9 protein-coding genes and 1 tRNA gene are annotated in these 13,631 nt (G+C 54.1%); 5 read left to right on the top strand and 5 right to left on the bottom strand.

Annotated elements, in window-relative coordinates:
* The first annotated feature begins 5 nt into the window (after positions 1 to 5).
* Both INP77_RS10850 and INP77_RS10845 read left to right on the top strand, forming a co-directional pair.
* Positions 6 to 1,199: an efflux RND transporter periplasmic adaptor subunit gene (locus INP77_RS10850; RefSeq protein WP_194749019.1), complete on the top strand. Its 1,194-nt coding sequence runs from the start codon at positions 6 to 8 to the stop codon at positions 1,197 to 1,199.
* Positions 1,196 to 4,267: an efflux RND transporter permease subunit gene (locus INP77_RS10845; protein WP_194749018.1), complete on the top strand. Its 3,072-nt coding sequence runs from the start codon at positions 1,196 to 1,198 to the stop codon at positions 4,265 to 4,267. Before INP77_RS10850 ends, INP77_RS10845 begins: the two co-directional genes overlap by 4 nt.
* A gap of 102 nt (positions 4,268 to 4,369) precedes the next feature.
* Here INP77_RS10845 and INP77_RS10840 read toward each other — a convergent pair whose 3' ends face one another.
* From INP77_RS10840 to nudB, 3 genes are all read right to left on the bottom strand, one after another.
* Positions 4,370 to 4,798, bottom strand: a complete 429-nt coding sequence (locus INP77_RS10840; protein ID WP_194749017.1) for an HIT family protein — start codon at positions 4,796 to 4,798, stop codon at positions 4,370 to 4,372.
* Complete coding sequence (gene nadA / locus INP77_RS10835) at positions 4,798 to 5,895, bottom strand: quinolinate synthase NadA (protein ID WP_194749016.1); 1,098 nt, start codon at positions 5,893 to 5,895, stop codon at positions 4,798 to 4,800. The genes INP77_RS10840 and nadA overlap by 1 nt, the downstream gene beginning before the upstream one ends.
* 75 nt (positions 5,896 to 5,970) lie before the next feature.
* Positions 5,971 to 6,426 (bottom strand): dihydroneopterin triphosphate diphosphatase, encoded by a 456-nt coding sequence (nudB, locus tag INP77_RS10830; protein WP_194749015.1) that lies wholly within the window; start codon positions 6,424 to 6,426, stop codon positions 5,971 to 5,973.
* A gap of 177 nt (positions 6,427 to 6,603) precedes the next feature.
* Between nudB and INP77_RS10825 the strand changes: the two genes are divergently transcribed.
* From INP77_RS10825 to INP77_RS10815, 3 genes are read left to right on the top strand one after another with little or no spacing between them, the layout of a single operon-like run.
* Entirely contained in the window at positions 6,604 to 7,932 is a 1,329-nt protein-coding gene (locus tag INP77_RS10825; RefSeq protein ID WP_194749014.1) for a TolC family protein, read from the top strand.
* Between the two features lie 4 nt (positions 7,933 to 7,936).
* Positions 7,937 to 9,097 (top strand): efflux RND transporter periplasmic adaptor subunit, encoded by a 1,161-nt coding sequence (locus INP77_RS10820; protein ID WP_228518865.1) that lies wholly within the window; start codon positions 7,937 to 7,939, stop codon positions 9,095 to 9,097.
* Positions 9,098 to 9,100: 3 nt separating this feature from the next.
* Positions 9,101 to 12,196: an efflux RND transporter permease subunit gene (locus INP77_RS10815; protein ID WP_194749013.1), complete on the top strand. Its 3,096-nt coding sequence runs from the start codon at positions 9,101 to 9,103 to the stop codon at positions 12,194 to 12,196.
* Positions 12,197 to 12,492: 296 nt separating this feature from the next.
* Here INP77_RS10815 and INP77_RS10810 read toward each other — a convergent pair.
* Together INP77_RS10810 and ispH are read right to left on the bottom strand one after the other, a co-directional pair.
* Positions 12,493 to 12,568: transfer RNA gene (locus INP77_RS10810), tRNA-Thr, on the bottom strand.
* A gap of 65 nt (positions 12,569 to 12,633) precedes the next feature.
* A complete protein-coding gene (gene ispH / locus INP77_RS10805; RefSeq protein ID WP_194749131.1) occupies positions 12,634 to 13,596 on the bottom strand; it encodes a 4-hydroxy-3-methylbut-2-enyl diphosphate reductase in 963 nt (320 codons plus the stop codon).
* Positions 13,597 to 13,631 lie beyond the last annotated feature (35 nt).

Genomic DNA, 13,631 nt, shown 5'->3' with positions numbered 1-13,631 from the left:
TAAAAATGGCGAGCAGACTGACAAAAAAAACCAAATTCTTAATCATTGCGGCCGTGCTGGTGGGTGTGAGTGCCTGGTTCTGGCAACATCCGCGTCATCAGGCCGAGCTGGCAGAAAAACGTGCTAACCGCGCGGCCGTCAATCAAACTGAAACAGAACATGCGCCGCAGTCAGCGGGCAAGGGCAAAGCCGCCTTGAGCGTGGAGGTCACCCGGCCCGTGAAGGTGCAATGGCAGACGACTCTGATGCTAAATGGCAGCGTCTATCCCTGGCAAGAGGCCCTGGTCAGTGCGGAAATAGCTGGATTGCGCATACAGCAAGTGCTGGCCGATGTCGGCGCGCAAGTGAGCAAGGGACAGTTGCTGGTTGTCTTGGCCGATGAAACCGTCAAGGCGGATTTGCAAAAACAGCTCGCCACGGTTGAAAAAGACAAGGCCGCGCTGGCTGAAGCAAAGAGTAATGCAGACCGTGCGCGTGAAATCAAGGACAGTGGCGCGCTATCGGCGCAAAAAATCAATGAATACATGATTGCCGAGCAGACGGCACGGGCCAATCTCGCCTTGTCCGAGGCGGAGCTGGAGAACCAGAAAATCCGCTTGCGCCAGACCAAAGTGGTGGCGCCTGACGATGGGGTCATTTCATCACGTTCTGCCAATTTGGGGAATGTGGTGTCGGCCGGGGCGGAGTTATTCAGACTGGTGCGGCAAAGTCGTATTGAGTGGCGCGGTGAGGTGAATGCGGATCAGCAAAATGCTTTGCATGCCGGACAAGCGGTCAACCTGAGTTTGCCGGGCGGCAAGAAGGTAGCCGGGACCGTGCGGTTGATTTCGCCGACCGTCGACAACAATACCCGTAATGCGCTGGTGTATGTGGATATCCCCAAAGGCAGTGCCAAGCCTGGCATGTATGTGCAGGGACAGGTGGATATCGGCCAGCAGCAAGGGTTGGCGGTCCCACTGAGTGCCGTCACCTACCGCGATGGCTTTGCCTATGTGTTTGAACTGGCGCCATCCGGGTCTGACGGTATCAGCCAGGTCGCACAGCGCAAGGTACAAACCGGCCGTACCCGCGAGCAGCTGATAGAGTTGCTTGGTGGCGTGGAGGCAGGGGCCTCGCTGGTGCTCAGTGGTGGCGCTTTTCTCAACGATGGGGATAGGGTCAAAATCGTGACGGTGACCAAACCTGAGGCTGCAAAATGAATTTTTCAGCCTGGTCTATCCGCAATCCGGTTCCCGCCATTCTGCTGTTCGTGGTGTTGAGCTTTCTTGGTCTCAAATCACTTAATCAATTAGGCAAACAGAACTTTCCGGATATTGAGCTGCCGGTGATTTCGGTCAGTGCGACGCTGGAAGGTGCGGCCCCGCCACAGCTGGAAACCGAAGTGGCCCGCAAGATTGAAGACAAGATTGCGACCATTGGTGGGATCGAGCACATGACCACCAAAATCACCGATGGCAGTGTCAGCATCAGTGTGCAGTTCACCATAGATACCAACAGTGAAGAGGCGCTGAATCTGGTACGTAATGCGGTTGATAGCGCGCGCTCGGAGTTGCCCGCTGCGGTACTGACGCCTACCGTGTCTAAAGTGACGACTTCGGGCAGCGCGATCCTCACTTTCGTCGCCTCGGCTGACAATATGGATGAAGGCGAGCTATCGTGGTTTGTTGACAACGAAGTGAGCAAGGCCATGCTGGCAGTGAATGGCGTGGGCAAGATTACGCGTACCGGTGGCGTAGACCGCGAAGTGCAGGTTAATCTTGATCCGACCTTGATGGCGGGTTTGGGTGTCAATGTCAGCGATGTGTCTGCACAGCTCAAACGCGTACAGCAGGATGCCTCGGGCGGGCGAGGGGATATTGGCGACAATATTCAGTCGGTACGCACCCTGGGCGCCTTGCATAGTGCGGATGAAGTCCGCAATCTGGATATTCCCATCGGCGATGGTCGCCACATCAAGTTGTCGCAAGTGGCGGAGGTGATTGATACCTATGCCGAGCGCACCACCTATGCCAGCTATGATGGCAAGCCAGTCATCCGGTTTGAAATTACGCGTAGCAAAGGCACCAGTGAGGTGACGGTGGCCAAAGATGTGCGTGCCGCGCTGGAAAAATTCAGGGTCTTGCATCCACAAGTGAAGATTGTGGAGGCCTTTAACATGGTCAAGCCGGTAGAAGATAACTATCACGGCTCCATGCAATTGCTGTACGAGGGGGCATTGCTCGCTATTCTGGTGGTGTGGTGGTTTTTGCGCGACTGGCGCGCCACCATTATTGCCGCCGTCGCTCTGCCTTTATCCATGATCCCGACCTTTGCATTTATGCAATATTTCGGCTTCTCGCTCAATATTCTTACTTTGCTTGCCATGGCGCTGGTGGTGGGGATTCTGGTCGATGATGCCATTGTGGAAATCGAAAACATTGTCCGCCACCTGCGCATGGGCAAATCCCCTTATCAGGCCGCCATGGAGGCCGCTGATGAAATCGGCTTTGCGGTGATTGCCACCACATTTACGCTGGTGGCGATTTTTCTACCCACCGCATTTATGGGCGGTATTCCGGGTAAATTCTTCAAGCAGTTTGGCATTACGGCGGCCATTGCGATCATGGGCTCGCTGGTGGTCGCCCGCTTGTTGACGCCCATGATGTCAGCCTATTTGTTAAAACCGCACCCAGTCAAGGAAGAACAAATCTCTGGCTTTATGCGCGCTTACTTACGCAGTGTGGAGTGGTGTTTGCGCCACCGCAAAACCGTGGTGCTGGCATTTGTATTGTTCATTGTCGGCTCATTGAGTTTGATGCCACTGTTGCCTAAAGGCTTTGTGCCTTCCTCTGACAGTAGCCAGACCAAGGTCAATATTGAGTTGCAGCCGGGGACCGCGCTGGAACAGACGCGCGAAGTGGTTAGTCTGGCAGAGCAGATCGTCAAGCAGCACCCGGAAGTGAAGGCAGTGTTTAGTGCCGCGGGCACGGCCAGCACCGGTGGGGGTGGGCCCAATGCTTCGCAGAATAGTACGGATGTGCGCAAGGGCAGCCTGGTGATTAGTCTGACGGATCGTAGTGAGCGGCATCAGAAGCAATCCGAAATTGAAGCCGAGTTACGTGAGCGACTCAAGGCCTTGCCGGGCGCACGCGTCAACGTCGGCATTGGGGAATCCGGTGAAAAACTGCAGATCACACTGGCCAGCGATGATGGCATTGCGCTGGGCAATGCCAGCCAACAGCTGGAGCAACAATTGCGTACCTTGAGCGGTGTCGGCAACATCACTTCCAGTGCCAGCCTGCAACGGCCAGAGGTGCAGATCATCCCCGATATCGACAAGGCCGCCGAGCTGGGGGTGACGGTAGAGTCGATTGCACAGGTGATTCGCATTGCCACCTCTGGCGACTTCTCCAACACCATGCCCAAGCTCAATTTGCCTCAGCGCCAGGTGCCTATCCGGGTGCGATTGGGTTCCAGTGTGCGCACCAGCCTGCAAGAAATTGCCCAGTTGCGGGTACCCGCACGCAACGGCAGTGTCAGTTTAGAAACTGTTGCCACCGTGCGCATGGGCAGTGGCCCGCAGCAAATTGACCGTATGGACCGCATGCGCAATGTGACCTTCGATATCGAACTCAACAAGCGTCAGATTGGTGAGGTCATGCGTGAAGTACAACAGCTGCCCGCCATGCAATCGCTGCCGCCCAGCGTGAAGCAGCTGGAGTCAGGTGACGCCAAACGCATGAACGAGTTGTTTGCCAGCTTTGGCGGCGCCATGGTCATCGGCGTGATGTGCATCTATGTGGTGCTGGTCTTGCTGTTTGGCGACTTTCTGCAACCAGTGACCATCTTGGGGGCGCTGCCCTTGTCACTGGGTGGGGCCTTCTTTGCCCTGCTGGTCACCCACAACAGCTTCTCCATGCCGAGTGTGATTGGGTTGTTGATGTTGATGGGTGTGGTGACCAAAAACTCGATCTTGCTGGTGGAGTACACCATCATGGCCAGAAAAGAGCGCCAGTTAAGCCGGTTTGATGCGATTATCGATGGGTGCCATAAACGTGCGCGGCCGATTGTCATGACCACCATTGCCATGGCTGCCGGTATGCTGCCGATTGCACTGGGCTGGAGTGCGGATCCTAGCTTCCGCGCGCCAATGGCGATTACGGTGATTGGCGGATTAATTACTTCAACCGTGCTGAGTCTGGTGGTGATCCCGGTGCTGTACACCTACGTGGATGATTTACTGGGATGGTTGAGGGGCGTAAGCAGCTGGCTTAAGAAGCATGCTTAGTGCACCCGCACGAAATGGTGATTACGATAGTGATGAGGGTGGGTATGCGTTACAACAGCTGTTGCAACACTAACTCCTAAATATCGAGGAGCTCTTTAAGCTTTAGCTATTGAGCGCACATTCCACTCGCATAGTTACAACGCGTTGTAGGTGATCCCGAACATCCTGTCTCATAGGCTGACTCTCGGAATCCCGCATAGCGCTGCCCCAGTGGCTATTCGGAAAGTGTTTGTCACTCTCGAATCTTGGCAACACATGCCAGTGCATATGCGGCGTTTTATTACCCAGGCTAGCCAGGTTGATTTTATCCGGTTGTATGACTTCCCGCAGTGCAGTTTCGACAGCAAACACGACTTTCATGGTGCGTGCTCGCGCTGCGGGAGGCAGGTCGGTCATTTCTTTGACGTGTGCAATTAATTCCACCCGGCAATAGGCAGGGTAATCTGCGTCGTGCAATAACACTACCCGGCAAAAATCATCCTGCCATAGCAAGTCGTAGGGGGTTGGTTGGCACAGCGGGCAATTACGCATCAGGAAACGGCCAGCATTCTATCCAGTGTGAGTTTGGCCAGTTTGGCTTCATGCGCGGGCACTTTAATCTGGTTGACCACATTGCCATCGGCCAGGTTTTCCAGGCACCAGGCCAGGTGTTGCGGGTCAATACGTGCCATGGTTGAGCATTCGCAAACCACATGGCTCATGAACTGTACCAGCTTGTTTTGCGGTTTCATTTCTTCGGCCAGGCGTGTGACCAGGTTCAATTCGGTGCCTACCAGCCATTTCGTCCCAGGCTCGGCTTCACTCACGGTACGCAAGATGTATTCTGTAGAACCGACATAATCTGAGTTGATGCAGACCTCAAACGCCGTTTCAGGGTGAGAGATGACTTTGCCATCTGGATGCTGGGCACGGAACTGGTCGATATTCTGTTTGCGGAACATCTGGTGTACTGAGCAATGACCTTTCCACAGCAGGATTTTTGCGTCTTTGATTTGCTGTTCGGTCAAGCCGCCCATGGGCAGATCTGGATCCCAGACAGGCATTTGCTCTAATGGGATACCCATTTTGTAGCCGCTCCAACGGCCCAGATGCTGATCCGGGAAGAACAGGATTTTTTCGCGCTGGCTGAAGCCCCACTCCAGGATTTTGGGGGCATTGGTGCTGGTGCACACAATGCCGCCATGTTCACCACAGAAGGCTTTCAGGTCTGCCGCGGAGTTGATATACGTGACCGGTGTGATGGTTTCATCAAAATCAAGGACTTTGCTGAGTTCGCGATAGCTACGCTCAACCTTGGCCAGATTGGCCATGTCTGCCATGGAGCAGCCTGCGGCCAAGTCTGGCAAGATCACGACCTGATCCGGGCGGCTCAAGATGTCAGCCACCTCGGCCATGAAATGCACACCCAGAAAGACGATGTATTCCGCATCCAGGCTGTCACAATATTTAGACAGTTTCAGTGAGTCGCCAGAGTAATCCGCATGGCGGTAAACACTCTCGTGCTGGTAATGGTGGCCCAGAATCACCAGTCGCTTACCCAGCTTTTCGCGGGCAGCCAGAATACGGGCCTGACAGTCATCGTCTTTGGCCGACTGGAACTTTTCAAATTTGATAGTGGCGGTTTGCATGGTCATAGCCATTAGTTGAGGGTAAAACGCTATTTTACAACCGATGTGGATTTATCCCAATTGCAAAGCTGGCAATTACAGTGTTAAACGGTGTTTTTCACCGAGTCGTCTAAGGGCATCCACATTCGTCCAGCTGAAGACTTTTTTAGCCGCTTGCCGCCAGTCCACCCATTCATAGTGCGTGTGTTCGTCTGGCGCCAGCGTGACTGGCTGAGGCTCTGGCAGACACAAGCCAAACAGGTGCTCGGTGTTTTGCATGACGCCGGGCGCATATCGGTGACGCCAATGCGGATAGATTTCATACACATTGCTGGCGTGCCAATCTTCAAAGTCGTAAGCCAGCGCGTCCAAGCCGGTTTCTTCCCGCACTTCGCGGATCGCTGCCTGATAGGGCGATTCTTCTGCTTCTATGCTCCCGGTCACTGACTGCCAGTATCCCGGTTTGTCCGTACGCTCCATCAACAGGACTTGCAAATCTGGCGTATGAATCAATACCAATGCGGAAACGGGAATCTTGAAATGTTGTGTCATAAGGAGGATTGTCTATAAAGCCCGCGGCCTTGTCCATGGCTGACGGTGTTTACAATAGACTCTTTTTTGTCAGGATGCGTTCAGTGAAAGATTGTCGTAAGCAGATAAGCCTACTATGATAAGGATAATCAGGTGTATACCATAAAAATTTAAGTGATGAGCACAGGGATAGGTGTTATGTTGAGGCGTCAGCAGGGCTGGCTTTGCGTGTTGCTGATGGTCTGTTTAGAGGCGGTTGCGGATTCCGGTGTCGCTCCAGCAGTTGCATGGGACCAGCTCAGCCTGCAACAGGCGGAACTTGTGTTTGCAGGCAATAACCGTGATCTGCTCGCTGCCAAGCGGGCGATTGAAAGTGCAGAAGCCGATACCCTGATTGCTGGCCAAAAACCAAACCCGGTCTTGTCACTCGGCCTTTCCAGTCTCAACCTCAATCGCGGCCAAGGCAATAAAAACCAAAACGGCAAACGAGACCTGTTGGATCAAACCTATAACTCGGCGGTGCAGGTCACTCAGTTGTATGAGCGTGGTGACAAGCGGGCACTGCGTTCTGCCGTGGCGGAAAGTGCGGTCAAAGCGAGCCGGCTCGACCTGGGGGAAACCTATCGTCAACAGGCGTTGGCCATGGCCAATGCCTATTTTGATCTCAAACTTGCCCAGGAAAGTCTGCTCATTCAGCAGGCGAATGTCAGTAGTTACGAGAAAACACTGCAGGCAGCGCAATTGCGTCTGAAAGCAGGCGATGTGGCGTCGGCCGATGTAGCGCGCATCCGGGTAGATGCCCTGCGGGCCAGCAATGATTTGCGCCAGGCTGAGGCGACTGTGCAAAAAGCGCAAGCCATGCTGGCTTACTTGCTTGGCAAGGATCAGGATGCGAGTAAGCTCCGTGTGACGGACCCCTGGCCCGCCCTGATTACAGAGCCCTCGGCCAATCCAGCGGCTGAGAAAGACACTGGCTGGTTACCACAACGTCCGGATGTGAAGGCTGCTGAAGCGCGCATGGAGCAGGCCCAGCAGACCAGAAAGCTTGCGGAGTCGCTCAAGGTCAGAGATTTTACCTGGTCGTTTGCTTACCAGCATTTTCCCGGGCAGGAGCCTGGATCGGCACCAGATACCATAGGCGCTTCATTGAGTATTCCTTTGTTTACCAATTATCAGTATGAGGGCGAGGCCGCACGGGCTGAAGTTGGCTATACCAGTGCAATCGAGGCCAGAGAGCGTGTGCAGGCGGCGGCGATTGCCGAAATGAGGCAGGCCAAAGCAGATTTGGATGCCGCGATTGATAAAAATCGACGTTTTGACCAGAGCATTCTGCGTGAAGCGCAAAACGCAGCAGATGCGGCAGAGTTTGCTTACAAGCATGGCGCCATGAATGTCATGGATTTGCTCGATGCCAGACGTATTTTACGCACGCTCCAACTGGAGGCAGTCAGCGTCAAAGCTGATTATGCCAAGTCCTTATCCGCCTGGTTAGCGGCCACCCGCCAGGCATTTGTCTATCAAGAATAATTTTATGATGCGCTCATTCACTTCCATGGCTTCCCCCCCTGCTACCGTCAAGGCGATGCGCCAGATCGTATTTATCTTGTGCGCGATAGGGATTTGCATGGCTTCAGCCATGGCTGCAGACAAAAATGCCCGAGTGCCCGCGCAACCAGCCAACCAGATTGTACTGACGTCGGGTTCGCCACAATTAAACAGTCTCAAAATTGAACCCGTCACCGAGATCCCGGTGCCGGTGACCGAGCCCCTCAACGGCAAGATTGTGTTTGATGAAAACCGGACAGCACGGGTGTATTCGCCAGTGGCCGGACGAGCGCTGAATATTCAGGCACAAGTCGGCGAAGCCGTGAAAGCCGGTCAGCCCTTGCTGGTGATGGACTCGCCGGATGTGGGGGCGGCGGTCGCGGATGTGCGCAAGGCGCAGGCCGATTTGGGGCTCAAGCAACAGGCGCTGGAGCGTAGCCGCATGCTGGTTGAAGGCGGGGTGCTGGCCAGAAAAGACATGGAAGTCGCACAGGCGGATTGGGCGAGTGCGCGTGCAGAACATGAGCGCGCGATGGCGAGGTTGAAAAACCTGCGGGTGTCGACCGGGGCAAGTGATCGCTATGTCGTGCGCTCGCCAATCGCGGGGGTGGTGGTTGACCGGAAAGTGAATCCTGGCAGCGAGGTCCGCCCCGATGCGGCAGATCCTTTGTTTTTGATCACGGATCCCAGCCATGTCTGGGCCAGTATCGATTTGCCAGAGCGGGACTTGAGCCGGATTTCGCAAGGGCAAAAGCTCAGTGTCCAGGTGGATGCCTATCCTGACGAGGTGTTTGACGGCGAAATTAAAACAATAGGCATCATGGTAGACCCGGCCACGCGCCGGATTCCTGTGCGTTGCCTGCTCGACAGCAAAGGCAAGCTCAAGCCAGAAATGTATGCGCGCATCACGCCGCTGGATACCAGCCAGCATCGCGTCATCCGCGTGCCCAACAGTGCCCTGATTACCGAGGGACTCTACAGCTATGTCTTTGTAGAAGAGCAGCCCTTGCATTTTAGCAAGCGTAAAGTCGTGCTGGATTTACAACGGCGGGAATATGCCACCGTGAAAACCGGCTTAAACCCGGGTGAGCGCATCGTGACCAGCGGCGCCATTCTGCTCAATTCAGATTTGTCCGTGAGTAAATAGGCGATGTTAAAAGGCTTGATCACCTTCTCACTGCAACAGCGTGTATTTCTGCTGATTGGCGCGGTTGTGCTCATGATTTTTGGCTGGTTTGCGGTGCAAAACCTGCCAATTGAAGCGTTCCCCGATGTTGAAGATGTGCACGTGATTATCGTGACACAATCGCCGGGCATGGCGCCAGAGGAGGTCGAGCGCGTCGTTTCACTGCCGATTGAGCATGGGATGAGCGGGGTGCCGGGACTGGCACAAATCCGTTCGGTGTCTATTACCGGGCTCTCCGTGGTCACCCTCACTTTTGCCGAGCGCACGCAAGATTATTTTGCGCGGCAGCAGGTGTTAGAGCGTTTACAAGGGGTGAGCTTGCCCATCGGCTTGCAACCCACGCTGGCACCGCTGACGACGGCGGTGGGGGAGGTTTACCGCTATTTGGTTGAAGCACCGGCAGAGATGCCGCAACGCGAAATCCGCGCTATCCAGGACTGGAAAATTATCCCGCAATTGCGCATGGTGCCAGGGGTGGCCGATATCACCAGTTTTGGCGGGACGGTCAAGGAATACCAAATCAAGCTGGATCCTTACCGCTTGAAAAAGTTTGATGTGAGTATTGATCAGGTTAACCAGGCGGTCAGCAACAACAGCAGTAACGTGGGTGGCGGACTCATGCACAGAGGCGACGAGTCGCTGGTGGTGCGTGGCATAGGCCTGTTTCGCAGTCTGGATGATATTGCGCAATCCGTCGTGGATACGCGGGATGGCAAGCCGATTCTGGTCAGCGACCTTGGTCAGGTGGTGATTGGTGACCGCCCCCGTTCAGGCATCGTTTCCTTTAATCAGCAGGATGACATTATTGAAGGCATCGTGCTGATGACCAAGGGCCAGAATGCCGCCAAAGTGATCGACGCCTTGCGCGAGAAGGTGGATCTGGTCAATCAGACCCTGCCGCCCGGCGTCAAAATCGTGCCTTTTTATGACCGCACCGGCCTGGTTCACCACACCGTGCATACCGTGGCAGAAAACCTGATTGTCGGCGCATTGCTGGTGGTGACGATTTTGGTAGTGTTTTTGCGCAACTGGCGCGCCGCCCTGATTGTGGCTTCGGTGATTCCGTTATCCCTGTTATTTGCCTTTATTGTCATGGATTTACGCGGTGTCTCCGCTAACCTGATCTCGCTCGGGGCGGTAGACTTTGGCATTATTATTGACAGTGCAGTGGTGCTGGTAGAGGCGCTGATGGTGCGCCTGGCGGTGGCTGAGGTGGATAAAACACAAGGCAATATGGGGCTGGCCTGGCGCATGCAGACGCTTAAAAGCACGGCGATTGATATGGGGCACCCGATTCTGTTCTCCAAAGCCATCATCATCACTGCCTTTTTGCCGATTTTTACCTTTCAACGCGTAGAAGGAAAAATTTTCTCGCCGATGGCATTCACCTTGAGTTTTGCCTTGCTGGGCGCCATTATCCTGACTTTGACGCTGGTGCCAGCCTTGTTGTCATACACCATGAAGCGTGAGGATATGGCGGAAAAGCACAGCCACTGGATGCAAAGCTTGCAAAATGCCTATCGTCATATTTTGCTTAAAACCCGCAAATGCCGCGCATGGGTGGTCATTTTATCCGGGGGCATTTTGGTTATATCCGTGCTCTCTGCGCCCATGTTAGGCTCGGAATTCCTCCCCAAGCTGGATGAAGGCAATATCTGGCTCACCGTTGATTTGCCACCCTCGGCTGGCCTGGAAAAAACCAAAGAGATCGAGCGAGAAATCCGCAAGATTCTGAATAGCTACCAAGAGGTGAGGTTGGTGGTGTCGCATGTCGGACGGCCAGATGACGGCACCGACCCTAAGGGGCCTTATCACATGGAGATTCTGGCTGATCTCAAGCCGCACAGCGAATGGAAGTTTGCCGATAAGGAATCGCTGATCAAGGATATGTCGCGCCGTATCCACGAGATTCCGGGCGTGCCTACCAACTTTTCGCAAGTGATTCAGGACAGTGTGGAGGAGGCGTTGTCTGGCGTGAAAGGTGAAATTGCAGTCAAGATTTTTGGCCCTGATTTAACGATTCTCGAGCAGAAAGCGGCAGAGGTGGTCGATGTCATCAATCACGTCCGTGGCGCAACCGATGTGGCGGCAGTCCGCATTTCAGGCAACTCTGAGCTCGATATCACGCTTAACCGTGCCCAATTGTCGCGCTATGGCCTGATGGCGGGCGATGTTAACAATACGGTACAAACCGCTTTAGCCGGCAATCCGGCCAATACGTTTTACGATGGCGACCGGCATTTTGATGTTACGTTAAGGCTGGACAGACCTTTCCGCGATTCTGTGGATGATATTGACGAGTTACCGATTGCCTTACCAAATGGAAACGGTAGCATCCCGCTCAGCGAGGTGGCCGAGGTGACCATCAAAGAAGGGGCTTCTCGTGTCAGCCGCGAATCAGGCTCGCGTATTGTCTCCATCAAAGCCAATATTACAGACCGCGATCAGGGCAGTTTCGTGCAAGAAGCCATGCAGCAGGTCGAGGCAAAGGTCAAGCTGCCGCCTGGCTATAGCATGACCTGGGGTGGACAATTTGAAAACCAGCAACGGGCCATGAAGCGGTTGATGGTGATTGTGCCCTTGTCTGTGTTGTTGATTTTTGTCTTGCTGTTTTGGGCATTCAAGTCGGTCAAAAATGCCTTGCTGGTGTTGCTGATGATTCCATTTACGCTGGTGGGCGGCCTGGCGGGGCTGGCCGTGGCCGGACTGCATTTGTCTGTCTCTGCCGCCGTCGGCTTTATTGCGCTGGCCGGCATTTCGGTGCAAAACGGGGTGATCATGGTCGAGCAGATCAAGAGTTTGATGCGCGAAGGCAGAGAGCTGTCGGAATCGGTGATTGAAGGCGCAGTTGCCCGCTTGCGCCCGATATTGATGACGGCCTTGATGGCCGGGTTGGGCTTGATGCCAGCGGCGCTCTCGCATGGCATTGGCTCCGAAACCCAGCGGCCGTTTGCGGTGGTGATTGTCGGTGGGTTAATTACCGCGACCTTGTTCACACTGTTGTTGTTGCCTTTGTTGTTCCCGCTGTTTTCCGACCTGCGCCGTCCGCGCGCTGAATAACCACCAATTTGGTTCTATGAAACCAGAGTGGTGGTTGATATCAATCAATTCGTGTGGGTGAGTGCGCCCCATATCTAGATTTATTCAATTAAAATCAAGTGCTTGGACTGTTTAAATGATTTGGCACAAATCATGCATACGTGAATCAGTGTAGTGGAATTCAATCGCAATGGCAGTTAACAACAATCACATGCGAGTTTCCCGACTATCCTTTCCCGAGGATATTGCTTGTCCCAAGCTGAAATGGCTTGGGCTTTTTTTTGCCGGTGGCCGGTCGGAATTTTTTGATGTGTGGATGGTGCCGGAGAAGGGAATCGAACCCCCGACCTTTTCATTACGAATGAACCGCTCTACCAACTGAGCTACACCGGCAAACAAGGCGAACATTGTTTGCCAATCTTAGCAAGGGACGGCCAGCCAATCAATGCGGCAAGCGTTTAAACCGTGCTGCGCTTCTCTGCATTGACCAGGTTTTTGGGCAGCTGGAACACGACGTTTTCCACTACCCCTTGCAACTCTTCCACCTGGTTAGCACCCATGTTTTTCAAAGCAGCAATCACTTCCTGTACTAACACCTCAGGGGCTGAGGCACCGGCGGAAATGCCGATTTTCTTTTTACCTTGTAACCAGGCCGCTTGCAGGTGGCTGGCATTATCGACCATATAGGCTTCTACCCCTTGGTTTTTGGCAACTTCACGCAGGCGGTTTGAGTTGGAGCTATTGGGCGAACCGACAATGATGACCAGATCACAGTCTTTGGCCATGATTTTGACCGCATCCTGGCGATTTTGCGTGGCGTAGCAAATATCATCGCTTTTGGGTGCCTTGATGTTGGGGAAGCGTGTTTTAAGGGCGTTGATGACCTGAGTGGCGTCATCCACCGATAAGGTGGTTTGTGTCACATAGGCCAGTTTGTCAGGGTCGGTGACGGTGAGGGCGGTCACCTCTTCCGGGGTTTCCACCAGATACATGCCTGCTTCGGATTGGCCCATGGTGCCTTCGACTTCTGGATGGCCTTTGTGGCCGATCATAATGATCTCCAGGCCATCTTTACGCATTTTGGCGACTTCGATATGCACCTTGGTCACCAGCGGACAAGTGGCGTCAAACGCGGTCAGGCCGCGCGACTCTGCCTCTGCGCGCACCGCTTTGGAAACGCCATGCGCACTAAAAATCACAATGCTGCCTGCCGGAATTTTTTCCAGATCATCGACAAAAATGGCGCCTTTGTCGCGCAATTGACCCACGACAAATTTGTTGTGAACCACTTCATTGCGCACATAAATCGGCGCGCCGAATTTTTCGAGTGCCTGTTCGACAATAATAATGGCACGGTCTACGCCCGCACAAAAGCCACGCGGGTTGGCCAATACGATCTCAGGTGTCACTTCTGTTTGCATAATGAATTCCGTCAAGAGTCTGCTGCTGTCTGCGC

The sequence above is a fragment of the Methylophilus sp. 13 genome, from assembly GCF_015354335.1.
In the GTDB taxonomy this organism is placed as follows: Bacteria; Pseudomonadota; Gammaproteobacteria; order Burkholderiales; family Methylophilaceae; genus Methylophilus; species Methylophilus glucosoxydans.
The sequence above is the reverse complement of the archived record's forward strand: the minus strand, read 5'-3'. Positions and strand labels throughout refer to the sequence as shown.